Source organism: Rhizobium sp. OAE497 (assembly GCF_040546565.1).
Classification (GTDB): Bacteria; Pseudomonadota; Alphaproteobacteria; order Rhizobiales; family Rhizobiaceae; genus Rhizobium.
Genome location: NZ_JBEPOA010000001.1, coordinates 3734545 through 3760617 on the forward strand (window position 1 = coordinate 3734545; position 26073 = coordinate 3760617).

Sequence of the window (26073 nt, forward strand, 5' to 3'; positions counted from 1 at the left end):
TTACTTCTTCATCTGCTCCTTCAAGGCAGCGAGCTTTGCGAAAGGTGAATCCGGATCGATCGGCTTTTCCTTGCGCGGCGGCTTGGCCTCGAAGCGCAGCGGCTGGGCGCCGCCGCGGTTGTTGTTACGGTCGTTGCGATCCTTGCGGTCACCACGGTCCTGACGATCGCCACGCTGGTCGTTGCGGTCGCCACGGCCCTGATGCGGCTTACCGCCGTCGCGGCCACGCTGCTGGCGGTTGCCGTCGCGGTTGTCGCGGCCTTCACGGTTCTCGCCGCCTTCGCCAGCGCCATGACGGCGGTTGCCCTGCGGACGCTCGTTATTGCCACCGCCACGGCGTTCGCCGCCATGATTGCGGGCCTGGCGCTGGTTGTCGTTGCGGCCGCCAAGGCGCCACAGGAGAACCGGCTTCGGCTCGGTGGGTTCGCCGTCTGCGGCGGCCGGAGCAGCCTCGGCAGCGACCTCAACCGCGACCGGTTCTGCTTCGGCAGCCGGCGTTTCAGCCGTTGCTTCGTCAGTCTGGTCGGCGTCGTCGTGATCGGCCTTCTCGGACGCATCTTCTGCTGCCGGCTCGGCGGCTGCAGCAGGTGCCGCCGAAGCGTCCTGCACAGCCAGATGAGCGGCCGCTTCCTCAGCCTTCACGGCGTCGGCGCGATAGCCGAGACCCTTGAGGATCTCTTCCATGTCTTCAAGCGTCGCACCAAGGATCGACAGCATCGCAGTCGTCGTCGTGAAACGGCGGCCGTCATAAGCGCCTTCGGGACGGTTTGCCTGACCCGGCTTCCACTGCAGCAGTGGACGGATGATGTCGGCAAGCCGCTCGAGGATGTCGATACGGACGGCGCGCTTTCCGAGGAACCGGAAACCGGCAAGCTTGTAGAAGGTGCGCTCGAAGCTCGGATCGGTGACGACAGACGTGCGTCCGGCGGCAAGCACCGGAATGAGGTCGCCGTAACCCGGCTTGTCGAGGCCGTCGTTCTTGAGCGCCCAGAGCAGCGTGATGAGCTCGGCCGGAGCCGGCTTCAAGAGTGCCGGGACGAAAATGTGGTAGGCGCCGAAACGCACGCCATAGCGGCGCATCGAGGCACGGCCATCCTGATCCAGCGACTTGACGTCGTCGGCAACGTCGCGGCGGAACAGAACACCGAGATTCTCGACGAGCTGGAACGCCAGACCCTTGGCAAGACCCTGCAGGTCTTCGGCGCGCGACAGATCATCGAGCGGCTTCAAAACCGTGCTGATGTGATGATTGACGAAGCGCTCGACGCGGGCGGCGACGTGATCGCGCGCATTGCCGGTCAGCTGCTCGTCGGCAAGCAGGATCACCCGCGGACGCATCACATGGTCGCTGCCGGACAGCCGGGCAACGGGATCGCCGAGCCAGCGGATCAGGCCATCGGCGCTGATCGCCAGATCGCCATTGCCAGCGGCATGCATGCGCGCTGCGCGCGCTTCGAATTCCAGAGCAAGCGCCTTCTGTGAAGCAGCCTGTACGGCCTTGGCGTCCGGTCCATCCGTCCCACCGACGGGCGTAAAGCGGAATCCGCTCAACTGACCCACATGATGCCCCTCCACAAAGACATCACCATTCACACTGATTTCAGCTTCCAGCATCGCATTCTCTCTCAGGCGCTTCATGAGCACAGATGTCCTGCGATCAACAAAGCGTTTCGTCAACCTTTCATGTAACGCATCGGACAATCGATCTTCGATTTCCCGCGTCTTTTCCTGCCAGTGTGTCGGATCGGCAAGCCAGCCGGGCCGGTTCGACACATAGGTCCAGGTTCTTATCTGCGCGATTCGCGCCGAAAGCGTGTCGATTTCACCGTCCGTGCGGTCCGCACGGTGCACCTGCTCCGCGAGGAAATCCTCGTTAACCGTGCCATAGCGCACAAGATCGGAAAAGAGCGTCGAGATCAGATCGGCATGCTGGGCCGGTGCAATGCGCCGGTAATCGGGCAGCGCACAAGCCTCCCAGAGCTTTTCAACCCTTTCGGGCTTTGTCGCAAGGTCAATAATTTCCGGATATCGTGAAAGATGCTCCAACGCCTGCTGATCGACAGCCGGCAGCGCCCGTGTCAGACCCTGGACGCTCGGCGGCTTTTCGAGACTTGCCCGTAGCGATTGTATCGATCCGAAATCCAGTTCCTTGGTCCGCCACTGCAGAACCTTGACGCTGTCGAACTCGTGCGACTCGATCCTCTGCACCAGCTCATCGTCAAACGGCGCGACCTGACCGGTGACCCCGAAGGTGCCATCCCGGACATGGCGGCCGGCGCGACCGGCGATCTGGCCGAGCTCGGCCGGATTGAGATTGCGGAACTGGTAGCCGTCGAATTTCCGGTCCTGCGCAAAGGCGACATGATCGACATCGAGGTTCAGACCCATGCCAATCGCATCGGTCGCCACCAGATATTCAACGTCGCCCGCCTGATAGAGCGCCACCTGGGCATTGCGGGTGCGCGGGCTGAGCGCCCCGAGAACGACTGCAGCACCACCGCGCTGACGGCGGATCAGTTCGGCGATCGCATAAACCTCGTCAGCCGAGAAGGCGACGATGGCCGAGCGCTGCGGCAGCCGGGTAATCTTCTTCTGGCCGGCGTAGAGGAGTTGCGACAGGCGCGGCCGCTCCACGACGGTGATCCCCGGCAGCAGCTGCTGCAGGATCGGACGCATCGTCCCGGCGCCGAGAAGCAGGGTTTCGTCGCGGCCGCGCAGATGCAGAATGCGGTCGGTAAAGATATGCCCGCGTTCGAGATCGCCGGCGAGCTGCACTTCGTCGATCGCCACGAAGGCGGCCTTGGTTTCCCGCGGCATCGCCTCGACGGTGCAGACGGAGAAGCGGGCATTCGGCGGCGAGATCTTCTCTTCGCCGGTCACCAGCGCAACGTTATGCGCACCGACCTTTTCGACCAGCCGCGTATAGACCTCGCGCGCCAGAAGGCGCAGCGGCAGACCGATCACACCGGTACCGTGCGCGACCATGCGCTCGATGGCATAATGCGTCTTGCCTGTATTGGTCGGTCCGAGCACCGCGGTAACGCCGCGTCCGCTCAGGATCATGGGCTGCGAATTCTGTGTCATGGTCCATGCAAGTGAGGCGGGGGAGCCTCAGGGTCAAGTCGGCAGACAACACATGGACAGGCGGGCCAGCAAACGCAAGAGCCGGGCCGCCGATATGCGCTGCTATTTTGATTCAAGGACCGCCGCTAAGCCTCTGTTTTTAGATTCGGAACAGCTTGAGAACGAATCGGCGACGAATCGCTGACTCCCGCTGATTCAGCTTTTGTTCACGGCTAAGTATTGGTTTTGAATCAGTTTTTCCCACTAGATGCTGAATCCGGCGGCTCAGAGGGCACGTTGAGCCAAGCCCACGGCCCATTAGCCGAGAATCGCCTGTCAATTGCCCGACAAAGAAATTTGCAAAATCCGCGAAAATTAACCTTCGGGCCAAAGCCGGAACGAATCACAGACGAATCACCGACCTCCGAAGTTTCGCGCTTTGTTCGCCGCTAGATGTTGATGCCGGGTGCAGCAAGCGACTATATGCGGAAGGCCTCGCGTGGATCTTTTTTCGTTGCGGCCGATCGCATTAACGTTTTCCGGCGCAATTTTACCGCCTGTTAAAAAACAGAACGAGGGACGGAACTTTTTCCTAGCTTCCGCGTTTTTATCTTTTCGCCCAATATAAAGTCCGCAATCGTAAATAAGGCGAAATCCGTTCACGTACATAAATAAGTTTAGCCGGGAACAAAAACCCGGGACGCGTGTTTATTGTCCATTCGAAACTCGGCGTGAGTTGAAGGACCGGAAAACATGCTTAGCACGATACTTCTCATTATCCTTATTCTGCTTTTGATCGGCGCACTGCCGAATTGGGGTTATAGCCGCGGCTGGGGCTATGGACCTTCTGGCGGTTTAGGGCTAGTTCTCGTTATTATCATTATCCTTGTCCTGATGGGCCGCATCTAAAGGCCATGTAACTGGGGAGTTGTAAGTCATGATGAAGAAAGTTGTTCTCGTTGCAGCACTCGTAGGTGCGCTCGCATCGTGCACGGCAACTGAGCAGGGCACCGCCATCGGCGCTGGCTCTGGCGCCCTTATTGGCGGTGCGGTTTCCAACAGCTGGGGCGGCGCCGCCGTCGGCGCCGTTGCAGGCGGCCTGGTCGGCGCTGCAGTCGGCAACTCTGTCGATCAGCGCAATGGCCGCTACAATCACCGGGTCTACCGCGACCGTTACGGTTGCTACATCATCGTGAATGGCCAAAGACGCGATGTACGTTGCTAATGCAGTGATCGCGTGATGAACGGGCGCTTCGGCGCCCGTTTTTATTTGTGCTCCTCGTCAACGCCGCGTTGACGCTTGGTTCCCAAAGCCGATCTGGCGAACCGCCAAGACACTCCCCACATCCCGATCAACAAGCCGGCTTCTTTCCGGCCAGAAAGGAATGTCCGATGGCTCAGCTCATTCTGTCTTCCGCTGCCGCCACCCTGATCGCAGCACTCTCTTTGGCAACAGCGCTCGCCGCCATCCGTGATCGTGGCGCTGCCATGCAGAAAGTCCCGGTCAAGGCGAAGCGTCACCCGCCGTCCCGCTGATCCCAGTTCAACAACTCGCAAGACCTCACACCCCAGCCCAATGAGGCCGGGAACAATGGAGATTTATCCATGCGCAAGATTATCGTCATCGCTGCGGCAATCGTTGCCGTCGCAACCTTCAGCGCCAGCGCCAATCCCTATGACGCCGGCAACTTTCCGAACACTACGGCAGTCACGGCCATCACCGCAGCGGCAGCTAGCCGTCAGACGAAGAACTGGCCGCCATTCGCGGTCAGGGTCGAGCCGGTGATGAAGCCCGCATCATCAGATGCCAGGAACACCACGCAGCGCGCGATCTCTTCGGGCTCGCCAAGGCGGCCCACCGGGATCTGCGGAATGATCCGCTCGTTCAGAACCTTCTCCGGCACTGCGAGCACCATTTCCGTGCCGATGTAACCGGGGCAAATGGCGTTGACGGTGATGTTCTTCGCAGCACCTTCCTGAGCCAGCGCCTTGGTGAAGCCGAGATCGCCAGCCTTGGCGGCCGAATAATTCGCCTGCCCCATCTGGCCCTTCTGGCCGTTGATCGAGGAAATGTTGACGACGCGGCCGAAACTGCGGTCGCGCATGCCGCCCCAGACATGATGTGTCATGTTGAAGAGGCCGGTGAGATTGGTGTTGATGACCTCGTGCCACTGCTGCGGGGTCATCTTGTGAAACATCGCGTCGCGGGTAATGCCCGCATTGTTGACGAGAACCTCGACCGGGCCGAGCTCCGCCTCCACCTTGGCAATGCCTTCGCCGCAGGCAACGTAGTCGGAAACATCCCACTTGAAAACGGGAACGCCTGTCACGCCATGGAAGGCCTGTGCCTTCTCGTCGTTACCGGCATAGTTCGCCGCCACCTTGTAGCCGGCGTTCTTGAGCGCCATCGAAATCGCTGCACCGATGCCACGCGTGCCACCGGTGACCAAAGCCACTCTGCTCATGTTTCGCTCCCCTTTGTTTTCGCTTTCAATCGCAAGCCATCAAGGCATGGATCGCATGCTATTTAAAGTGCTTCGAGGCACATCGCGACGCCCATGCCGCCGCCGATGCAGAGTGTTGCCAGACCTTTCTTGGCGCCGCGGCGCTTCATTTCGAAAACCAGCGTGTTGAGAACGCGAGCGCCGGACGCGCCGATCGGATGACCGATGGCGATTGCGCCGCCATTGACATTGACGATCGCCGGATCCCAGCCGAGATCCTTGTTGACGGCGCAGGCCTGCGCGGCGAAGGCCTCGTTGGCCTCGACGAGATCGAGATCGCCGACCGACCAGCCGGCTTTCTCCAGCGCCTTGCGCGATGCCGGGATCGGGCCTGTGCCCATGACCTGCGGGTCGACGCCGGCCGTTGCCCAGGAAACGATGCGCACGAGCGGCTGGATGCCGCGGCGCGAAGCCTCCGCTTCGCTCATCAGCACGGCAGCGGCGGCACCATCGTTAAGACCCGAGGCATTGCCTGCGGTTACCGAACCGTCCTTGTCGAAAGCCGGGCGCAGCTTGCCCATCGCCTCCATCGTCGCGCCGTGGCGAATATATTCGTCGGCATCGACGATCGTATCGCCCTTACGGCCCTGAATGGTGAAGGGCACGATCTCATCCTTGAAGCGGCCGGCCTTCTGCGCTGCTTCGGCCTTGTTCTGCGAGGACACGGCAAACTGGTCCTGGTCGTCACGCGAAAGCTGCCACTGACGAGCGATATTTTCGGCGGTGATACCCATGTGGTAGCCGTAGAAAGCGTCGGTCAGGCCGTCCTTGATCATCGTGTCGATCATCTTCATGTCGCCCATCTTCGTGCCACCGCGCAGATGCGCGGCATGCGGCGCCATGGACATCGATTCCTGACCGCCGGCCACGATGATCTTGGCATCGCCAAGCGCGATCTGCTGCATGCCGAGCGCCACGGCGCGCAGACCGGAGCCGCAGAGCTGGTTGACGGCCCAGGCCGTCGCTTCCTTGGGAACACCTGCCTTCATGGCTGCCTGGCGCGCCGGGTTCTGCCCTTCGCCTGCCTGCAGCACCTGACCAAGAATGACCTCGTCGACTTCGGCGCCATCGACGCCGGCGCGCTCCAGCGCGCCCTTGATCGCAGTCGCTCCGAGCTCATGCGCGGGGACAGTGGCGAATGCGCCGTTAAACGAGCCGACCGCTGTACGGGCCGCGCTGGCGATGACGATGGATGTGTTGCTCATGGGAAGCCTCCTCGCTTTTTCACCACTCTATATAAGGCGAAACTGGCAAAGCTTTTAGCCCGAGTCAAACGGCAAGACTGTCACAGAGCAATTTTAGGCCGCACTTACGAAGAGCGGAATTATGCCGCTAATAAAAGGGGTTGCCGCATCGCACAAAGAGATTGTCACCGGCGTTCTTTTGCGTCTACATTCGATATTGGAGGAAATTCCACATAATCAGACGGGGTTCAGGAGACTGATATGGCGAAGAATGAGGGTCAGATAGTCATCAAGAAATACGCCAACCGCCGACTCTACAATACGGGCACCAGCACCTATGTGACGCTGGAAGACCTGGCAGAGATGGTGAAGAAGGGCGAGGACTTCACGGTCCAGGATGCCAAGACCGGCGATGACATCACCCACTCAGTATTGACCCAGATTATTTTCGAGCAGGAATCGAAGACCGGCAACACGCTGCTGCCGATTTCCTTCCTTCGCCAGCTGATCACCTACTACGGCGACCAGATGCAGATGGTCGTTCCGAGCTTTCTTGAGCACTCGATGAAGGCCTTCACCGAGCAGCAGTCGCAGATGCGCGAGCAGGTGACACGCGCCTTCGGCGAAACGCCGCTCGGCAAGAACCTGCAGCTTCCGATGCAGATGGTCGAGGATCAGGTTCGCCGCAACACCGAGATGTTCCAGCAGGCGATGCAGATGTTCTCGCCCTTCATGACGCCTCCCGCCAAGGAGACGAAGAAGGCCGAAGCCAAGGATATCGATGAGCTGAAGGAACAGCTGCGCGCGCTTCAGAACAAGCTCGACAATCTTTGAGCTCTAGGCCCTAGAGACCGATCGAAACATCGCGGCCCGCCGTCCGGATAGACACGGCGAAGCCGCCGATCACATCGATCAGCGCCACCGTCATCAGAATGAAGAAGACCTGCGTAGCTGCATCCTGGACGAGAAGAAACTCGACCAGGAAGGCAATGAACACCAGCATCGACAGCATGTGATTGACCAGGCTGCCCGAGCCATTGCGGGTCGCCTTCAATATCTCGACGAAGAGAATGACGAGCGCCACGACGATGAAGAGATCGCCGAGCGCCATGCTCCAGATCGCCCCTGAAATCATCGAGAGAACAATAATGTCATGCTGAAGCGCGGGTATGCCGCCGCTTCCCATCAGTCCGAGCATTGCCATATTGTAAAGAATAAATGGAATGATCATCAGCGGCATTGCAGCGAGCATGTCGGTCTATTCTCCCTCGATCGGTAGAATACTGCCGTAGATGACCGTGCCACTTCAAGACATTTACGAATATAATCATGCGCAAACGCAAAAAGACCGGCACGCGGCCGGTCTCTTCGATCTGGGAAAACCAGAAGCAGGAAAGCTTATGCGCTTTCCTTCGGCGTCAGAACCTGACGGCCGCGATACATACCGGTCTTCAGATCGATATGGTGCGGACGGCGCAGTTCGCCGGAGTTCTTGTCTTCAACGTAGGTCGGAGCCTTCAGTGCGTCTGCAGAACGGCGCATACCGCGCTTGGACGGGCTCGTTTTTCTCTTCGGTACAGCCATTTCTCGTACTCCACTTCACAGGCAACACATTCCCGGCCAGACTGGCGGCCGAAACGGACATGTCGCGATTTCGGAAATTTTGCGCGCTTATACATGCCTTGGATGGCCTTGACCAGTCCCCAAACGCATTTTTTGAGAATCCTTTGATTCCGGTCTCAAACCTCGTCGTGAGGGACGATCCAGGGCTCGGCGCGAGCAGCCTCCTCCCACTTCACCCAGGCCGGATGCGCCTTCACCGCGGCCATATAGCTCAGCGTCTCGCTGGATGTCACGAGGTCATAAACATCGAAGCGATTGATGACGGGCGCAAACATCGCATCGGCAGCCGAGAAGCCGCCGAACAGGAAGGGACCGCCGGATTGCTCCCGCAATTCGCGGAAGATCGTCTCGATGCCCACGACGTCGGCCATGACGCCATCGGCAAGCGCGATCTTGCCCTTCGGACGGCGGATATTCATCGGGCAGGCATTGCGGATCGCGCGGAAGCCGGAGAGCATCTCCATCGATACCGAGCGGGCAACGGCCCGTCTCGCCCGGTCCTTCGGCCACAGGCCCGCCTCAGGATAAAGCTCCGCGACATATTCGATGATCGACAGCGACTCCCAGACGCGAACATTGCCATGATGCAGCACCGGCACGCGGCCGGTCGGCGAGAATTCCTTGAAGCGCGGATTGCCGGCCTCGAAATCGAAGGGCACGACGACTTCCTCGAAGGGAATGCCGGTCGCCTCCATGGCGATCCATGGCCGCAGCGACCAGGACGAATAGTTCTTGTTGCCGATATAGAGGGTGAGCTTGTCCATGGTCCGATCCATCCGCTGTGTCAGGCCTTCTCTCTACCGGCCGCGGGCTTGGCTCACCAATGAATTGTTCAGGGCTCAATCATAAATGCATTTGATGTAGTCGCCGGCGCCCTGCGCACGGCGCTCGATCACCGCTGCCAGCCGCCGCAAGCCGCGGCCCGGTTTGCCGGCATTGCGGTCGATCGGGTTCGGCAGTGAAACGGCAAGCAACGCCGCCTGGCGCCGCGACAGCTTGGAAGCCGGAACCTTGAAGTGATAGCGCGCCGCCGCCTCGATGCCGTAGATGCCCGGGCCCCATTCGGCGATGTTGAGATAGATCTCCATCAGCCGCCGCTTGGTCCAGACGAAATCCGAGGCGACAGCAAGAGGAAGCTCCAGCCCCTTGCGCACGAAGGAACGGCTGTTCCAGAGAAACAGGTTCTTCGCCGTCTGCATCGGGATAGTGCTGCCGCCGCGTGTCGAGGCGCCGTCGAGCGTATCCTCGATCAGCATGCGCATCTCGCCCCAGTCGACACCGCCGTGGAAGCAATATTGCCCGTCTTCGGACATCATCACCGACTGCACGAGCGCAGGCGAGATATCGTCCAGCGACACCCATTGGCGATCATAGCCGCGCAACAGCACGAGATCGCGCAGCATCAGCGTCGAGACCGGGTGGATGAACGGAATGAGATAGAGGAAGATCAGCGCATAGGGCAGCACGCAGAGCGCCAGGATACCAAGCACGATGCGCGCCAGCAAGGAGCGGCCGCGCAGCCACGCATACATCCGCCGATGAGCCGGCATGGCGATGCTTTCCTCTCTCTCCGGCGCGATGTCCAACGTTTGGCCCAGACCTGTTCCCTTGGTTCTCCTTACCGTTTGCGCAGGGCCAAGGCCAGAGCACAAAGGAATCTTGGACGTGTCATCTACAATTCCGTTGCGCCTCGGGCTTTGCTCATGCCAAACAGCGGCCATGAGCCAGAGCCCCGCTGCATTTGACGAACGGTTGAAAATCAACGCCCGAGAGATCGAAGCGTTGCTCGAGGCGCTGCTTGCGAAGCCGGTTCTGGCCGACGAGATCGCCAGGCCCGAAAGCCTGCGCTCGGCCATGCATTACGCCGTGCTCAACGGCGGCAAGCGCCTGCGGCCTTTTCTGGTCGTCGAGAGCGCATTGCTTCTCGGCGGCGACCGCCAGGCGGCGCTGCGCGTCGGCGCCGCACTCGAATGCGTGCACTGCTATTCGCTCGTCCATGACGACCTGCCTGCCATGGACGACGATGATCTGCGCCGCGGCAAGCCCACCGTCCATATCGCCTTCGACGAGGCAACGGCGATCCTTGCCGGCGACAGCCTGTTGACCTACGCCTTCGATATCATCGCATCACCCGAAACCGCCCTGCCGGACGTGCGAAAGACCGCGCTGATCCTGGCGCTTGCCCGCGGCGCGGGTCTGGGCGGCATGGCTGGCGGCCAGGCGCTCGATCTCGCGGCCGAAAAGGCAGCACCCGATGCCTCCGGCATCATTACATTGCAGGCTATGAAAACCGGCGCGCTCATTCGCTTCGCCTGCGAGGCAGGCGCCATCGTTGCCGGCGCAAGCGAGGAAGATCGCAAGCGTCTGCGGGCTTTCGGCGAGAAGATCGGCCTGGCGTTCCAGCTTGCCGACGACCTGCTCGACATCACCTCCGATGCCGAGACCATGGGCAAGGCGACAGGCAAGGACGCCGGCCGCGGCAAGGGCACGCTGGTCGCCCTCAACGGCATCGAATGGGCCGAAACGGAACTGCGCCGCCACGTCGAAGACGCGACGGCGCTGCTCGAGCCCTACGGCAACACCGCAGCAACGCTGTCCGCCACCGCGCGCTTCGTTGCAAACCGCAAGAGCTGACGGAGAGCGCCGGAAAGGTCCGGCGCTCCGTTTAGGCGTTTGCCAACCGCCCTGCCGCAGCCACCATTGGACGCCGCAGGATGGCGACGAGCATCAGGCCGCCGACGACGCTGATATGCTCGATCGCAAACAGCATCTCGAAGAAGGCCGCCTCACCGGTCATCCCCCAGAATGCATGGGCGATCGGGATCGTCAGCGCCGTGAACACGCCAAGCGCCCCTGCTCCCAGCCAGACATTCCAGCCGGAAATCACCAGCGCCGAGCCGCCGAGCTGAACGATGATGACTAGCGCGGCCATCGGCGCCGCCGGCAGAACGCCATATTTCTCCATCTCGGCAACGGCTCCGGCAAAGTCGAAGAGCTTCGCAAGGCCACTCGACCAGAAGACGAATGTCACGAGCACGCGGGCGACGACGCCGAAAGCCGGTGACGACAAAAGTTTGTCGATGAACATCGCCTACTCCTCAGGCTGCCGGTGCGAGCGGGATGTCTATGCCGAAACGCGCAGCCGTCTCGACGATCTTCGGAATGTCGGGCGGCAGCATTTCCGGAAACGCCGTCGTGCCCGGCGGCAGCGGCTCACCGATCGCGACGAAGAACTCTTCATGGAGGTCGCCGGGGAAGTTGATCAGCAGCAGCTTCGACGGAACGTCAGCGATGTTGCGGAAGGCATGCATGGTGCCCGGCGCGACATGGACGAAATCGCCCGGTCCGCAGATCTTCGTCTCATCGCCGACAATGATCTCGTAGCGGCCCTCAAGGATGAGAAACGCTTCCTGATCCGTCTGCGTGTGCGGCGGTGGGCCGGCATTCGGCGCGGTCAGAACTTCGATCACGGTGAAGCTGCCTTTCGTATCGGCATACCGTGCGCGAAAGGTCAGGATGTTGCCGATGAAGTGGACGGTCATCGGCGAAGTCGCCGAATGTTCTGGTTTTGCTGGAATAGAATTCATTGCCTTGTGCCCCCAAGGGTTTGTGATACACTCTACTCTTAATGAGATTATCGTCTCATAATGAGGTAAAAATGGACAGTCAAGAGAAAAGATTCGAGCGCGTGAACCAGAAGCGTCGGACGCGCAGCGAATTGCTGCGTGCGGCGCGGCAGATCGTGGAGAAAGGCGGACATCCGTCCGTCGCCGATGTCGCTGATCTGGCAGGGATTTCGCGCGCCACGGCCTATCGCTACTTCTCGACGCCAGACGAAATCATCCGAGAGGCCGTGCTCGATGGCGTCGCCGATGTCATCAGCATCGAAACGGCCGCGGCAAGCGCCGGTCTCAAGGACGCCGAGGTGCGGCTGGACAAACTGGTGTCCGACATCTTCCATATGATTCTGAACAACGAGAGCGTCTTCAGGGCCCTGCTCGGCAATGCCGTAACCGGCCAAACCCAGGTCCGCCGCGGCGGCCGCCGTATTCCCTGGCTGAAGGAAGCACTATCGCCGCTTCAGGGCCGCGTTCCCTCGAAACAGCTCGACAAGCTCATCCACGCGCTGTCGCTGGTAACTGGCGTCGAATCGCTCGTCGTGATGCGCGATATCTGCGAGCTGGAGCCCAAGGAAGCCGAGCGGATCCTGCGCTGGACGGCCAAGGCCATTCTCAAGACCGCTCTCGCCGAAAACAACCTCGAGACGGCGTGACAGCAGACGAAAACTCTGACAGGTTCAGGCTTTCCCGCCAAGAGCAGCCCCCATGCACGATACGCTATCCTATCTCCCGTCCATCATGCCCGCCTATATCGCTTACGTGATTGCGGTCATCAGCCCCGGCCCCGCCATCCTGGCGATTGTCGCAACGTCGATGACGCAGGGCCGTAAGGCGGGGATGACGATCGGTGTGGGGATTTTTGGGGGGTCGTTTACCTGGGCCTGCGCTGCAGCGCTTGGCCTTGCAACGTTGCTGCATACTTACGCGATCGCTTTGGAGATCCTGAAGGTCTTCGGCGGGCTCTATCTGCTCTATCTTGCCTACAAGGCGTTCAAGGCGATGCGTGCAGGCAACGAGCTTGCGCAGGCGAAGGATGTCCAGCCGCTTTCGACGCGCGCCCTGCTGCTGAAGGGTTACGGCATCCACGTCACCAATCCGAAGGCGATCTTTGCCTGGCTCGCCATCATCGCGCTCGGCATGCCGCAGGGCGCACCGGGCTCGGTGGCCGTGCTCATCGTCGCCATCTGCCTGACGACGGGCTTTGCGATCTTCATGGGATATGCGGTGCTGTTTTCGACGCCGCACGCGCTCCGGATCTACAACAGCCTTCGCCGCTGGATAGAAGGCGCAATGTCCGCCTTCTATTGCTTCGCGGGTCTGAAGCTGCTGACCAGCCGCATCTAGCGGCTATTCGGCGGCCGTCTTTTGGCCGAAACGCTTCTCGATATAGTCCGTCACCAGCGCCTCGAAATCAGCAGCGATATTCGGACCGCGCAGCGTCAGCGCCTTCTGACCGTCGATAAAGACGGGGGCTGCCGGCGTTTCACCGGTGCCTGGAAGCGAGATGCCGATATCGGCATGCTTGCTCTCGCCCGGACCATTGACGATACAGCCCATGACGGCGACGTTCAGCGCCTCGACTCCCGGATATTTCTCACGCCAGACCGGCATGTTCTTGCGGATATCGTTCTGGATATTCTGCGCCAGTTCCTGGAACACCGTCGACGTCGTTCGGCCGCAGCCGGGGCAGGCGGCAACGACGGGAATGAACTGCCGGAAGCCCATGACCTGCAGGAGCTCCTGTGCCACCTGCACTTCGCGCGTCCGGTCGCCATTCGGTTCCGGTGTCAGCGACACACGGATCGTATCGCCGATACCGTGCTGCAGCACATAGCCCATGGCCGCCGACGAGGCGACGATGCCCTTCGAGCCCATGCCGGCCTCGGTGAGGCCGAGATGCAGCGCATGATCGGAACGCTCCGACAACATGGAATAGACGGCGATCAGATCCTGAACCTGGCTGACCTTGGCGGACAGGATGATGCGATTGCGCGGCAGGCCGATTTCTTCGGCAAGATTGGCGGAGATCAGCGCTGATTGAACGATCGCCTCGCGGGTGACCTGACGGGCAGAAAGCGGCGAACCCGCCTCGGCATTCTGGTCCATCAGCGCCGTCAACAGATCCTGATCGAGCGAACCCCAGTTGACGCCGATGCGGACCGGCTTGTCGTAGCGGATCGCCATCTCGATGATCTCGGCGAACTGCTTGTCCTTCTTGTCCTTGAAGCCGACATTGCCCGGATTGATGCGGTATTTCGCCAGCGCCTCGGCACAGGCTGGGTGATCGGCAAGCAGCTTGTGACCGATATAGTGGAAGTCGCCGATCAGCGGCACGTCCATGCCGAGACGCAGCAGGCGCTCGCGGATCTTCGGAACGGCGGCAGCGCTTTCGTCGCGATCGACGGTGATGCGCACCATTTCCGAACCAGCCTTGAAGAGCGCGGCAACCTGGGCGACTGTCGCATCGATATCGGCCGTATCGGTATTGGTCATCGACTGGACGACGACGGGCGCGCCGCCCCCGACAATGACGCCGCCGACATCGACGGCAACAGAGGCGCGGCGCGGTTTCGGATCAAAATCCGTAGCTGAAGACATGGATAAAGCTCTTGAACCCTTTGGAAATCGTGCCTTTCAGGTGGATCATGCCCGCTGCCTTGTCAACCGCCCCGCGCTTCACTTTTGCTTGGCGGCCTCAGTGGCCGCCGCCCGAAGCACCGTCGGCATAACGTGCCAGCTTCGAAAAGATCAGCACAACGACGAGCAGCACCGGCAGCGCCAGGAACACCGTCGAGAAGCCGACATGCTCGGCAACGAAGCCGATAGCCGAGGGCGCCACCAGCATGCCGGAATAGCCCATCGTGGTGACGACGGAGATGCCGATCCCCGGCTTCAGCCCCGGCACGTTGCCGGCCGCCGAGAAGGCGATCGGCACCATGTTGGAAATGCCGATGCCGCAAAAGGCGAAGCCGACAATAGCGAGCTCGGCGCTCGGCGCAAAACCGGCAATCAGCATGCCCGTGATCGCAAACAGCGTGCAGACCCGCAGCGTCTTCACACCGCCGAAGCGGTCGCGCACCATATCACCGGCAAAACGCATGGCAGCCATGGTCAGCGAGAAGGCGGCAAAGCCGAAGCCGGAGAGCGCAACGGAAGCGCCCATTTCCTGGCGCAGATAGAGCGCACCCCAATCGAGAACCGCACCTTCCGGAACCATCGAGAACAGCGCCATCAGGCCGAGCAGCCAGGGCAGCGGCACCATCGGCAGCCGGGTCTTTTCCTTCTTCTCATCCGGATGCGGCGGATCGGAAAGCACCATCGGCCAGGCTACCGAGAGGAAAGCGATGGCAAGCACGGTCGCAAGACCCGCATGGCCGAGCACGCCGATCTTGGAGATCAAGAGACCGCCAAGACCCGAGCCGATCAGGCCACCGAGGCTCCAGAAAGCGTGGCAGGACGACATGATCGCCCGGCGCATCGACTTCTCGACGGCAACCGCGTTGGCATTCATCGCGACATCCATGGCGCCGACAAAGCCGCCGAACAGAAAGAGCGCGATACCGCCGGTGATGACATTCGGCGCCACGGTCAGGGCGAGCAGGATCGGCAGCAGGCAGACGGCCATCGCCAGCGTCACGACGCGCGAACCATGCTTGGCGATCTTCGCCCCGGCGACCGGCATCATCGTCAGCGATCCCAGGCCGAAGACCAGGATCATCAGTCCGAGCTCGAACTTGGTGATCGCAAGCCGCTCCGCAAATTCCGGAATCTTCGGCGCCCAGCAGCCGACCAGGAAGCCGTTCATGAGAAACAGCAGCGAAACCGCGATCCGGCTCTTCGGGAAGAAGCCGCGCTGCGCCTGAGCAGCCGCATGTACTTGATTATCCATTATCCAGTCTCATCCCATTACCGCCTGCATGCCAGCAGGCCGTTCCATATTCAGTTCGCCGCCGCCTGCACGGTGCGGCACCCCCGCTCGCGATAGGCCGCAAGCAGGGCTTCGTCGGCATCATGCTCGACGACAAGGCATTCGCAGTGGGCGACCGGCAGAACGCTGTGAGGCGCAGCGGTGCCGAATTTCTCCGATGTCGCGGCCACCAGAACCCGGCGGCTCTTCGAAGCCGCAAACCGCTTGAATTCGGCATCCTCGAACCCGAAGGTCGTGACACCGGCTTCCAGATCGACGCCGCAGGCGCCGAGCACGCAGAGATCGGGTGACAACTGCTCCATGTCGCGCAGGGCCTTGGCGCCAAGCGCCCCGCCGACCTGGCGGTCGATCTGGCCGCCGATCAGAATGACGTTGACACCGGCCTTGTCGAGCAGAGCCGCGGCAATCGCGGGGGCATTGGTCGCCGCCGTCAGCGCCATGTCCTGCGAAAGCGCATTGGCGATCGCCAGGTTGGTGCTGCCGGCATCGAAGAACACGGTCGATCCCGCCTTGATCTGCGAAACCGCGGCCTGCGCTAGCGATTGCTTGCGCTCGAAGGCGACGCTCATTCGCTGCTTGAGGCTGCCGCCCGCCGGCGAAACCGGCAAAGCGCCGCCATAGACGCGCTCGCAAAGCCCGGCCGCGGCCATCTCGCGCAAATCCCGGCGGATCGTATCTTCGGAGACGCCGAATTCGCTCGCAAGTTCCGCCGCCAGCACACGCCCATGCGTCTCCAGCTTCACCGAAATCATTCCCTGCCGCTCGCGCAGCAACATTTCGTTCACGTTCATCCTTGCTCCAGACAAGAATCGGCACAAACAGATAGAAACGTGCATAAACATATAATCGCAGGCGTGCAATAGCGGGTGCGGCACACGTTTATTGACGCTCTGAAACAAGCCGCGCCAAAAACGCGGCAAATGAGAAAAATATTCGCAGTTGCCGATTTTCTTTGCAGTTTTCTACGCTTCGCCACGCCCTATTTTCTGCGATCTATGCAGCATTGAATTTCCTCCCTTTACGGAACAGAAAATGAAAATCCTGAAGACCATTGCCGCCGCAGCCCTGATCTCCGCAGCCGCTTTCGCCGCTCACGCTGGCGAAAACCTCGCCGCCATCAAGTCGGCTGGCGTCCTGAAGATCGGCACGGAAGGCACCTACGCGCCCTTCACCTACCATGACGACAGCAACAAGCTCGTCGGCTTCGACGTCGAAATCGGCGAAGCCGTCGCCGCCAAGCTCGGCGTCAAGGCCGAGTTCGTCGAAGGCAAGTGGGATGGCCTGATCGCCGGTCTCGATGCCAACCGCTACGACACCGTCATCAACCAGGTCGGCATCACCGACGCCCGCAAGCAGAAGTACGACTTCTCAGAGCCCTACATCGCTTCCAAGGCCGTACTGATCGCCCGTTCGGACGACGACAGCATCAAGTCCTTCGCCGACCTCAAGGGCAAGAAGTCCGCACAGTCGCTGACCAGCAACTTCGGCAAGCTCGCCGAACAGGCCGGTGCAGAACTCGTCGGCACCGACGGCTTCGACCAATCGATCCAGCTCGTTCTGACCAAGCGCGCCGACGCGACCGTCAACGACAGCCTCTCCTTCCTCGACTTCAAGAAGCACAAGCCCGACGCTCCGGTGAAGATCGTAGCCCAGCAGGAAAATGCCGACTACTCCGGCATCATCATCCGCAAGGGCGAGCCGGAACTGCTTGAAGCGATCAACAAGGCCCTCGTCGACATCAAGGCCGACGGCACCTACAAGAAGATCGCCGACAAGTATTTCGGTCAGGACGTTTCCAAGTAAGTCTGGCTGCCAGAAGCAGACCCTTCCCCAGCCCCTCACCCACAAGCAGGAGGGGCTTTTTATTGGCCGTTTCTCGAAACGAGCACCAAGGCCAAGGCGGATAGGGTCGATTTATGCCTGAACGGCGCTTCCTCCGAACTCCTCCCCCTTGTGGGGAGGGGTTGGGGAGGGGTATTCCACGTCAACGCATAACCCGTGAGAGGGAATACCCGTGCCGCACTGGCTCCAATTGATGGTGGAATCGCTGCCGACGCTCCTGTGGGGCGGCATCAAGTTCACCATTCCGCTGACGCTTCTTTCCTTTGTCTTCGGGCTTGCCCTCGGATTGCTGACCGCCGTTGCCCGGCTGTTTGGCCCGGCGCCATTCAGGGCGATCGCCCGTTTCTACGTCTGGATCATCCGCGGCACGCCGTTGCTCGTGCAGCTCTTCGTCATTTTCTATGGCCTCCCGAGCATCGGCATTCTGCTCGATGCCTTCCCGGCAGCGCTGATCGGCTTCACCCTGAATATCGGCGCCTACAGCTCCGAAATCATTCGTGCCGTCATCTCCTCGGTGCCGAAGGGCCAGTGGGAAGCCGCCTACTCGATCGGCATGAACTGGCGCCAGGCAATGACCCGCACCATCCTGCCGCAGGCCGCCCGCGTCGCCGTGCCGCCGCTGTCGAACACCTTCATCTCGCTGGTCAAGGACACCTCGCTTGCGGCCGCGATTACCGTGCCCGAGCTTTTCCAGGCCGCGCAGCGCATCGTCGCCACGACCTATGAACCGCTGATCCTCTATATCGAGGCGGCTCTCATCTATCTCGTCCTGAGCTCGGTGCTTTCTGCCCTGCAGGTCAGGCTCGAACGCCGCTTCGCCCGCTATGGCGGCACGCTGGAGGCAAATTCGTGATCGAGCTTTCCAACATCGAAAAGCGCTTCGGCGACGCCGTCATCCTCAAGGACATCAGCATCAGCATTCCCGAAGGCAGCGTCACCGCGCTCGTCGGCCCTTCCGGTGGCGGCAAGAGCACGCTGCTGCGCTGCATCAACCTGCTGGAAATCCCGACAGCGGGCGCAATCCGCATCGGCGACGAGAAGCTCGACTTCGCGCCGGGCAAGAAGACCGGCTGGCAGGCCATCCAGCGCATCCGCCGCCAGACCGGCATGGTCTTCCAGAACTTCCAACTCTTCCCACATCAGACCGCGATCGAAAACGTCATGGAAGGCCTCGTCACCGTGCTGAAATGGCCAAAGGAGAAAGCCCGCGCGCGGGCAATGGAGCTGATGACGAAGGTCGGCATGGCGCACAAGACGGACGCCTGGCCCTCGACCCTTTCGGGTGGACAGCAGCAGCGTGTCGCAATCGCCCGCGCCCTCGCCCCTTCGCCTCGCGTCCTGCTCTGCGACGAGCCGACCTCGGCGCTGGACCCTGAGCTCTCTGCTGAAGTCGTCGACGTTCTCGGCAAGCTCGCCAGCGAAGGCACTACGATGGTGATGGCAACGCATGACCTGCGCCTTGCCTCGAAGATCGCCAACAACGTCGTCTTCCTCGAAGCCGGAAGCGTGGTCGAGACCGGCAGCGCCAGATCGATCTTCACCGCACCGGAACGCGAGCGCACCAAGCGCTTCATCTCGACGATCAACGCCGCCCACACCTACGATATCTAGGCGGCCGCACTCTTCAAATGAAAAGGGCGGGCCTGAGGCCCGCCCCTCAAATCTTTAGCCCGCGTAGGTGACCAGCAGGTCCTTGGCATCGATCTGATCGCCGGCCTTGACGAGCACTTCGGCGATCGTGCCGTCCTTCTCGGCGTGGATCGCCGTTTCCATCTTCATGGCCTCGATCGAAACAAGCACGTCGCCGGCATTGATCGCCTGGCCGGGCGAGACGAAGACGCGGGAGATGACGCCCGGCATCGGCGCGCCGACATGGGCGGCGTTGCCCGGCTCCGCCTTGCGGCGGGCAGCGGCACCCGATGCGCCATGGGCGCGATCCGGCACCTTGATGCGGCGCGGCTGGCCATTGAGTTCGAAGAACACGGTGACCATGCCCTGGCTGTCGGTACCGCTCATCGCCTGATTGACGATGACCAGCGTCTTACCCTTCTCGATATCGGCAAACAGCTCTTCGCCGTCACCGAGACCGTAGAAATAGGCAGGCGTCGGCAGAACCGAGACCGGGCCATAGGTATCCGATGCAAAGGCGAAGTCGGTGAAGACCTTCGGATACATCAGGTAGGAAGCAAATTCGAAGTCGGTGACCTCGCGCTCCAGCTTGGTTTCGATCGCCTTGCGCTCGGCATCGAGATCGGCGTCTTCAAGCAGCGAGCCCGGACGGACCGTATAGGGTGCATCGCCCTTCAGCGCCTTCTTCTGCAGCGCTTCCGGCCAGCCCGACGGCGGCTGACCGAGGTCGCCCTTCAGCATCGAGACAACAGATTCCGGGAAGGAGACTTCCTTCTCCGGATTGATAACATCGGCGACCGTCAGATCCTGGCTCACCATCATCAGCGCCATGTCGCCGACCACCTTGGAGGACGGCGTCACCTTGACGATATCGCCGAACATCTGGTTGGCATCGGCATAGGCCTGCGCCACCTTATGCCAGCGCGTCTCGAGGCCAAGCGAGCGGGCTTGTTCCTTGAGGTTCGTGAACTGGCCGCCCGGCATTTCGTGCAGGTAGACTTCGGACGCCGGACCCTTGAGATCGCTCTCGAAGGCCGCGTACTGGTGGCGCACTGCTTCCCAATAGAAGGAGATGCGGCGGATCCATTCCGGATCGAGGCCCGGATCGCGCTCGGAGCCGCGCAGCGCTTCGACGATCGAGCCGAGGCAGGGCTGCGAGGTATTGCCCGACAGCGCATCCATCGCCGCATCGACAGCATCGACACCGGCATCGACAGCCGCAAGAACGGTCGCGGCCGCGATACCCGACGTATCATGGGTGTGGAAGTGGATCGGCAGGCTGGTCGCCTCGCGCAGCGCCTTGAACAACACCTTGGCAGCGGCCGGCTTCAGGAGACCCGCCATGTCCTTCAGCGCGATGATATGCGCGCCGGCCTTTTCCAGCTGGACGGCGAGATCCGTGTAATATTTCAGATCGTATTTCGGGCGCGCGGAGTTCAGGATGTCACCGGTATAGCAGATCGCCGCTTCGCAAAGCTTGTTCTCTTCGGCAACCGCATCCATCGAGACGCGCATGTTCTCGACCCAGTTCAGGCAGTCGAAAACGCGGAAGAGGTCAATGCCGCCGGCAGCAGCCTGGCGGACGAAGTATTTGACGACATTGTCGGGGTAGTTCTTGTAGCCGACACCGTTGGCGCCGCGCAGCAGCATCTGCAGAAGCAGGTTCGGTGCGGCCTCGCGCACCTGCGACAGGCGCTCCCACGGATCTTCCGTCAGGAAGCGCATAGAGACGTCGAAGGTCGCGCCACCCCAGCATTCCAGCGACAAGAGGTTCGGCAGCGCCTGGGCATAGGTGCTGGCGATCCGGGCAATGTCATAGGTGCGCATGCGCGTTGCCAGCAGCGACTGGTGCCCGTCACGCATCGTCGTGTCGGTCATCAGCACGCGCTTCTCGTTGCGCATCCATTCGCCGAACTTCTTAGGGCCCAGCTTGTCGAGCAGCTGCTTGGTGCCATCCGGCACCTTGCCGCCTTCGATATAGGGAACGACCGGCTCTGCGATATCGGCAGACGGCTTCGGCCGGTCTTTGGCTTCCGGATGGCCGTTGACAGTGACATCGGCGAGATAGGTCAGAAGCTTGGTGGCGCGGTCCTGACGCTTCACCTGCTGGAAGAGCTCCGGCGTCGAGTCGATGAATCGCGTCGTGTAGCTGTTATCGCGGAACTTCGGATGCGTGATGATCGCTTCCAGGAAGGTCAGGTTGGTGGCGACGCCGCGGATACGGAATTCGCGCAGCGCGCGGTCCATACGCGAGATCGCTTCCGACGGGTTCGGCGCCCAGGCCGTCACCTTGACGAGCAGCGGATCGTAATAGCGGGTGATGATCGCGCCCGAATAGGACGTGCCGCCATCGAGGCGAATGCCGAAGCCCGATGCCGAGCGGTAGGCGGTGATACGGCCGTAATCCGGAATGAAGTTATGCTCCGGATCCTCGGTGGTGATGCGGCACTGCAGCGCATGACCGTTGAGGCGGATATCCGCCTGCTTGGGGACGCCCGATTCCGGTGTGCCGATGGCGAAGCCGTCGAGAATATGGATCTGCGCCTTGACGATATCGATGCCGTGTGACGACTTCGGTGACGGTGTGCTCGACCTGGATGCGCGGATTGACTTCGATGAAGTAGAATTTTCCGGTATCGGCATCCATCAGATACTCGACGGTCCCGGCGCCGACATAGTTCGTCGCCTCGGCGATCTTCAGCGAGTAGGCGGCGAGCTCCTGGCGCTGCGCTTCGCTGAGATAAGGTGCCGGCGCGCGCTCGACGACCTTCTGGTTGCGGCGCTGGATGGAGCAGTCGCGCTCGAAGAGATGCACGACATTGCCATGCGTATCGCCAAGGATCTGGCTTTCGACATGGCGGGCGCGCTCGACGAGCTTTTCGAGATAGACCTCGTCCTTGCCGAAGGCGGCCATCGCCTCGCGCTTGGCTTCGGTCACTTCGCGGGCAAGATCCTTGGGATCGCGGATCGCGCGCATACCGCGGCCACCGCCGCCCCAGGATGCCTTCAGCATCACCGGATAGCCGATCTCTTCGGCCATGCGGGCAACTTCCTTCATGTCGTCAGGCAGCGGCTCGGTTGCCGGAACAACGGGAACGCCGACGGAGATCGCCAGATTGCGCGCTGCAACCTTGTTGCCGAGCTGGCGCATCGTATCGGCCCGCGGACCGATAAAGGTGATGCCGGCCTTGTTGCAGGCATCGACGAATTCAGGGCTTTCCGACAGCAGGCCGTAGCCCGGATGAATGGCGTCAGCGCCGGATAGCTTGGCAACACGGATCACTTCATCGATCGACAGATAGCTCTCGATCGGCCCGAGATCACGCTCGAGATGCGGCCCGCGGCCGACCTGATAGCTTTCGTCCGCCTTGAAGCGGTGCAGCGCGAGTTTGTCTTCCTCTGCCCATATCGCGACCGTTTTTATCCCGAGCTCGTTGGCCGCGCGGAACACGCGGATGGCAATTTCGGAGCGGTTGGCGACAAGAATCTTGGATATGGGCAATGCACTCTCCTCAAAGCACGGGACGCGGGCAATGCTGCACCCGCGAAGAGAATTCTTAACGTGCTGTTACAGAAAGTTCAATTTCCCTTGCCGCCACGAAATAGAATTTCTCCGCCATCAGGTAATTAAGCCGTATCTAAAGGCCAAAGCGACGGCCTGCTGGCGGTTTTTGGCCTTCAGTTTGTCCTGAATTCCGTTCATGTACCAGTCGACGGTGTGGTTGGAGATGCTCAGCAACTTGCTGATCTCGATCGAGGTCATGCCGTCGGCGAGATAATGCAGGATCTCCAGTTCGCGCCGTGTCAGCGGCGTTTCCATCAGCGTCGGGCTGTCCAAAGCCTCCGCCTCGCCCCGCAATTCCAAGAGCCGCCAGAAGGCCTTGTGCGTCACGGTGCAAAACAGCGAAAGCTCCACCGGAGACAGATCGACGGGCACGCCGCCGATGCTGAGGCTGCCGAGCAGACCGCTTCGACCATGGACCGGAAGCACATAGCCATCGCTCAGCCCATGCTGGGCAGCGTCGTTCATCATCTGCTCCATCCGGCGCTGATGCGGGTCTCGGCGATAGGCGGCGAGCGCTTCCTGCCAGCGGAATGGGCGGCTCGTCTGTCCGAGATAGCGAACGGTCGGATCGATCAGGAAATATTTCTTGGTTGCATAAACCTGCGTCCATTTCTCCGGCCAGTCGCCGGCGAGCACGGCGCCCCAGGGATCGACGCTGCGCTTCGGGTGACGCAGAAGAACGAAATATTCAAAGCCATAGGAATGCAGAACATTCTCAAGCTCCTCGACCACACGTTCGATCTTCTTGCATTCCTCGATAACGACAAGCAATTGAATCAACGAATGAATATTCACAAATGCCCCCTGCCCGAAAAGGGCGTGCGGTTGAGGGCCGTCGACCGGCAAAAAACGCAGCCGGCATCTCAACGGTCTTCGGTTTAATCATTTTAACCCGTATGCTTTATGGTGTGACGTATGACCTTCCAAATGCAAGCGAAAATTGTCACGACTGTTGTCCATTGAACAGTTTTCAACCGATGTCATCTCGTCGCACCCTGCTGTCACAATGTCGAAAAAAGTGGTGCGTGAACGCGGTGTTAATCGCCGGTTCAGGTAGATTTTAGTAGCGTCGCAGCATCCCGTTTTGCAGATGCACAAAAGAGGTACTGCTGTGTCGCTATTCAAGGTCTATGCAAGAGCTTTGCGCTACCTTGGCGCCTACAAGCTCCGCGTATCCCTGGTGGTCGTTGCCAACATTGTTCTGGCAGCCATTACCATCGCGGAACCGATCCTCTTCGGCCGCATTATCGATGCCATCTCCGGCAAGGGCGAAGTGAAGCCGATCCTGTTCATGTGGGCCGGTTTCGCCGTCTTCAACACCATCGCCTTTGTGCTTGTCGCCCGCGAGGCTGACAGGCTGGCGCATGGCCGGCGCGCCACGCTTCTGACCGAAGCCTTCGGCCGCATCATTTCCATGCCGCTCTCCTGGCATCATCAGCGTGGCACGTCCAACGCGCTGCATACGCTGCTGCGCGCCTGTGAGACGCTGTTCGGCCTCTGGCTCGAGTTCATGCGCAACCACCTTGCGACTGCTGTCGCTATCGGCCTGCTGATCCCGACCGCCATCTCGATGGACTATCGCCTGTCGATCGTGCTGCTGGTGCTCGGCGCCGCCTACTGGGCGATCGGCCGGGTGGTCATGAGCCGCACGAAGGATGGTCAGGCTTCGGTCGAAAACCACTACCACACCGTCTTTTCGCATGTCAGCGACTCGATCAGCAACGTTTCGGTGCTGCACAGCTACAACCGTATCGAAGCTGAAACCAAGGCTCTGAAGGGCTTTACTGATCGCCTTCTGCAGGCCCAGTATCCGGTTCTCGACTGGTGGGCTATTGCCGGCGCGCTGAACCGCATGGCTTCCACGATCGCCATGATGGTCATCCTCGTCATCGGCACGCTGCTGGTGCAGGCTGGCGAAATCAAGATCGGTGACGTCATTGCCTTCATCGGCTTTGCCAACCTGCTGATCTCGCGTCTCGACCAGATGCGCCAGTTCGCCACGCAGATCTTTGAAGCCCGCTCGAAGCTCGAAGACTTCTATGTCCTCGAAGACTCCGTTCGTGACCGTGAAGAGCCTGCCGGCAATGCCGACATCAAGGACGTCAAGGGCGAAGTCGAATTCCGCGACGTCTCCTTCGGCTTCGGCAACTCGTCGCAGGGTCTGCACAACGTCAACTTCAAGGCCAAGGCCGGCCAGACGATCGCGATCGTCGGCCCGACCGGCGCCGGCAAGACGACGCTCGTCAACCTGCTGCAGCGCGTCTACGACCCCGACAGCGGCCAGATCCTCGTCGATGGCCATGACATCACCAAGGTGACCCGCAAGTCACTGCGCCGCTTCATCGCAACCGTGTTCCAGGATGCCGGTCTGCTGAACCGTTCGATCAGCGACAACATCCGCCTCGGCCGCGAAGGCGCAAGCGAGGAAGAAATGCGCCAGGCAGCGGAAGCCGCTGCGGCCGCGGACTTCATCGAAACGCGCGAAGACCAGTATGACACCCATGTCGGCGAGCGCGGTAACCGTCTCTCCGGTGGCGAGCGTCAGCGTATCGCGATCGCCCGCGCCATCCTGAAGGACGCGCCGATCCTCGTGCTCGACGAGGCGACCAGCGCGCTCGACGTCGAAACCGAAAACCGCGTCAAGGCCGCCATCGACAACCTGCGCCAGAACCGCACCACCTTCATCATCGCCCACCGTCTGTCGACGGTCCGCGAGGCCGACAAGGTGCTGTTCCTCGACAACGGCCGGATCGTCGAGCAGGGCAGCTTCGACGAGCTCAGCCAGAGCAACGGCCGCTTCGCCGCCCTGCTCCGCGCCAGCGGCATCCTGACGGACGACGAAGTCCGCAAGGCACACGCCACCGAAGCTGCTTAAGGCGACAGCCGCACCGAAATGCAAAGGCCGGAAGGATCACCTTCCGGCCTTTTCTTTTGCGCTCTGGTTTGTGTGCTTCTTGGCCTAAGGCTCGCTTCCAACACCACTGCTTCGCTGTCGCCGGATTGATCGCGCGATCTAGCACTCTGAGCAGTTCGCAAGAGCTAGCTCGATGCCTCACATAACCGGCCGGTGATCACAGGCATCACGCAGGTGATTCCAAGCACTCCCAATGCTTTA

The 26073-nt window shown here is 61.0% G+C and carries 24 protein-coding genes and 1 pseudogene; 11 read left to right on the forward strand and 14 right to left on the reverse strand.

Features of this window, described 5'->3' with window-relative positions; all coding sequences use genetic code 11:
* The gene (locus ABIE40_RS18665) at nt 1–3084 is read right to left on the reverse strand and encodes a helicase-related protein (RefSeq protein WP_199627950.1); all 3084 of its coding nucleotides are present in this window, start codon (nt 3082–3084) and stop codon (nt 1–3) included.
* 732 nt (nt 3085–3816) lie between these two features.
* Between ABIE40_RS18665 and ABIE40_RS18670 the strand changes: the two genes are divergently transcribed.
* The 3 genes from ABIE40_RS18670 to ABIE40_RS18680 all read left to right on the forward strand — a co-directional run bounded on the left by ABIE40_RS18670 (nt 3817) and on the right by ABIE40_RS18680 (nt 4599).
* Nucleotides 3817–3972, forward strand: a complete 156-nt coding sequence (locus tag ABIE40_RS18670; protein WP_112718243.1) for a DUF3309 family protein — start codon at nt 3817–3819, stop codon at nt 3970–3972.
* Between the two features lie 28 nt (nt 3973–4000).
* Entirely contained in the window at nt 4001–4288 is a 288-nt protein-coding gene (locus ABIE40_RS18675) for a YMGG-like glycine zipper-containing protein (protein WP_130283108.1), read from the forward strand.
* A 167-nt stretch (nt 4289–4455) separates the two neighbouring features.
* On the forward strand, nt 4456–4599 hold the full coding sequence (locus tag ABIE40_RS18680; RefSeq protein ID WP_199627951.1) for a hypothetical protein: 144 nt from the start codon (nt 4456–4458) through the stop codon (nt 4597–4599).
* 203 nt (nt 4600–4802) lie between these two features.
* On the opposite strand, the gene ABIE40_RS18685 is transcribed toward ABIE40_RS18680, so the two are convergent.
* Together ABIE40_RS18685 and ABIE40_RS18690 are read right to left on the reverse strand one after the other, a co-directional pair.
* Nucleotides 4803–5528: a beta-ketoacyl-ACP reductase gene (locus ABIE40_RS18685; protein WP_112718239.1), complete on the reverse strand. Its 726-nt coding sequence runs from the start codon at nt 5526–5528 to the stop codon at nt 4803–4805.
* A gap of 62 nt (nt 5529–5590) precedes the next feature.
* Nucleotides 5591–6772 (reverse strand): acetyl-CoA C-acetyltransferase, encoded by a 1182-nt coding sequence (locus ABIE40_RS18690; RefSeq protein ID WP_130283106.1) that lies wholly within the window; start codon nt 6770–6772, stop codon nt 5591–5593.
* Between the two features lie 240 nt (nt 6773–7012).
* On the opposite strand from ABIE40_RS18690, the gene phaR reads away from it, so the two are divergent.
* The gene (phaR, locus tag ABIE40_RS18695; RefSeq protein WP_112718235.1) at nt 7013–7585 is read left to right on the forward strand and encodes a polyhydroxyalkanoate synthesis repressor PhaR; all 573 of its coding nucleotides are present in this window, start codon (nt 7013–7015) and stop codon (nt 7583–7585) included.
* 10 nt (nt 7586–7595) lie between these two features.
* On the opposite strand, the gene ABIE40_RS18700 is transcribed toward phaR, so the two are convergent.
* From ABIE40_RS18700 to mtgA, 4 genes are all read right to left on the reverse strand, one after another.
* The gene (locus ABIE40_RS18700) at nt 7596–8003 is read right to left on the reverse strand and encodes a hypothetical protein (protein WP_112718233.1); all 408 of its coding nucleotides are present in this window, start codon (nt 8001–8003) and stop codon (nt 7596–7598) included.
* Nucleotides 8004–8149: 146 nt separating this feature from the next.
* On the reverse strand, nt 8150–8335 hold the full coding sequence (gene rpmF / locus ABIE40_RS18705) for a 50S ribosomal protein L32 (protein WP_003543812.1): 186 nt from the start codon (nt 8333–8335) through the stop codon (nt 8150–8152).
* Nucleotides 8336–8490: 155 nt separating this feature from the next.
* Nucleotides 8491–9138 (reverse strand): glutathione S-transferase family protein, encoded by a 648-nt coding sequence (locus ABIE40_RS18710; RefSeq protein ID WP_199627952.1) that lies wholly within the window; start codon nt 9136–9138, stop codon nt 8491–8493.
* Nucleotides 9139–9213: 75 nt separating this feature from the next.
* Nucleotides 9214–9960 carry a monofunctional biosynthetic peptidoglycan transglycosylase gene (gene mtgA, locus ABIE40_RS18715; protein WP_199627954.1) on the reverse strand — a complete coding sequence of 249 codons (747 nt, stop codon included), beginning with the start codon at nt 9958–9960 and terminating at the stop codon, nt 9214–9216.
* A 133-nt stretch (nt 9961–10093) separates the two neighbouring features.
* Here mtgA and ABIE40_RS18720 point away from each other — a divergent pair, with 133 nt between their 5' ends.
* Complete coding sequence (locus tag ABIE40_RS18720) at nt 10094–11008, forward strand: polyprenyl synthetase family protein (protein ID WP_199627955.1); 915 nt, start codon at nt 10094–10096, stop codon at nt 11006–11008.
* Nucleotides 11009–11039: 31 nt separating this feature from the next.
* Here ABIE40_RS18720 and ABIE40_RS18725 read toward each other — a convergent pair whose 3' ends face one another.
* Together ABIE40_RS18725 and ABIE40_RS18730 are read right to left on the reverse strand one after the other, a co-directional pair.
* Nucleotides 11040–11462, reverse strand: coding sequence for a DoxX family protein (locus ABIE40_RS18725; RefSeq protein WP_112718229.1), 423 nt, complete (start codon nt 11460–11462; stop codon nt 11040–11042).
* A gap of 10 nt (nt 11463–11472) precedes the next feature.
* Nucleotides 11473–11961: a cupin domain-containing protein gene (locus tag ABIE40_RS18730; RefSeq protein ID WP_199627956.1), complete on the reverse strand. Its 489-nt coding sequence runs from the start codon at nt 11959–11961 to the stop codon at nt 11473–11475.
* Between the two features lie 101 nt (nt 11962–12062).
* Between ABIE40_RS18730 and ABIE40_RS18735 the strand changes: the two genes are divergently transcribed.
* Together ABIE40_RS18735 and ABIE40_RS18740 are read left to right on the forward strand one after the other, a co-directional pair.
* Nucleotides 12063–12647: a TetR/AcrR family transcriptional regulator gene (locus ABIE40_RS18735; protein WP_354541053.1), complete on the forward strand. Its 585-nt coding sequence runs from the start codon at nt 12063–12065 to the stop codon at nt 12645–12647.
* A gap of 52 nt (nt 12648–12699) precedes the next feature.
* Entirely contained in the window at nt 12700–13338 is a 639-nt protein-coding gene (locus ABIE40_RS18740) for a LysE family translocator (RefSeq protein WP_112718223.1), read from the forward strand.
* A 3-nt stretch (nt 13339–13341) separates the two neighbouring features.
* Here the strand turns inward: ABIE40_RS18740 and ispG are convergent, their stop codons facing one another.
* The 3 genes from ispG to ABIE40_RS18755 form a co-directional block, all read right to left on the reverse strand.
* On the reverse strand, nt 13342–14592 hold the full coding sequence (gene ispG / locus ABIE40_RS18745; protein ID WP_130283090.1) for a flavodoxin-dependent (E)-4-hydroxy-3-methylbut-2-enyl-diphosphate synthase: 1251 nt from the start codon (nt 14590–14592) through the stop codon (nt 13342–13344).
* A 97-nt stretch (nt 14593–14689) separates the two neighbouring features.
* Entirely contained in the window at nt 14690–15883 is a 1194-nt protein-coding gene (locus tag ABIE40_RS18750; protein WP_199627958.1) for an MFS transporter, read from the reverse strand.
* A 50-nt stretch (nt 15884–15933) separates the two neighbouring features.
* The gene (locus ABIE40_RS18755) at nt 15934–16707 is read right to left on the reverse strand and encodes a DeoR/GlpR family DNA-binding transcription regulator (RefSeq protein ID WP_502944809.1); all 774 of its coding nucleotides are present in this window, start codon (nt 16705–16707) and stop codon (nt 15934–15936) included.
* Nucleotides 16708–16954: 247 nt separating this feature from the next.
* Here ABIE40_RS18755 and ABIE40_RS18760 point away from each other — a divergent pair, with 247 nt between their 5' ends.
* The 3 genes from ABIE40_RS18760 (at nt 16955) to ABIE40_RS18770 (ending at nt 19375) form a co-directional block, all read left to right on the forward strand.
* Complete coding sequence (locus ABIE40_RS18760; RefSeq protein ID WP_112718217.1) at nt 16955–17725, forward strand: amino acid ABC transporter substrate-binding protein; 771 nt, start codon at nt 16955–16957, stop codon at nt 17723–17725.
* 211 nt (nt 17726–17936) lie between these two features.
* On the forward strand, nt 17937–18617 hold the full coding sequence (locus ABIE40_RS18765) for an amino acid ABC transporter permease (protein ID WP_199627960.1): 681 nt from the start codon (nt 17937–17939) through the stop codon (nt 18615–18617).
* Complete coding sequence (locus ABIE40_RS18770; RefSeq protein WP_199627962.1) at nt 18614–19375, forward strand: amino acid ABC transporter ATP-binding protein; 762 nt, start codon at nt 18614–18616, stop codon at nt 19373–19375. Before ABIE40_RS18765 ends, ABIE40_RS18770 begins: the two co-directional genes overlap by 4 nt.
* 54 nt (nt 19376–19429) lie before the next feature.
* Here the strand turns inward: ABIE40_RS18770 and pyc are convergent.
* Both pyc and ABIE40_RS18780 read right to left on the reverse strand, forming a co-directional pair.
* A pseudogene (pyc, locus tag ABIE40_RS18775) lies at nt 19430–22895 on the reverse strand (pyruvate carboxylase).
* 117 nt (nt 22896–23012) lie between these two features.
* Nucleotides 23013–23753 (reverse strand): LuxR family transcriptional regulator, encoded by a 741-nt coding sequence (locus tag ABIE40_RS18780; protein WP_112718209.1) that lies wholly within the window; start codon nt 23751–23753, stop codon nt 23013–23015.
* Nucleotides 23754–24069: 316 nt separating this feature from the next.
* Here ABIE40_RS18780 and ABIE40_RS18785 point away from each other — a divergent pair, with 316 nt between their 5' ends.
* The gene (locus ABIE40_RS18785; RefSeq protein WP_130283081.1) at nt 24070–25833 is read left to right on the forward strand and encodes a glucan ABC transporter ATP-binding protein/ permease; all 1764 of its coding nucleotides are present in this window, start codon (nt 24070–24072) and stop codon (nt 25831–25833) included.
* The last annotated feature ends 240 nt before the right edge of the window (nt 25834–26073 follow it).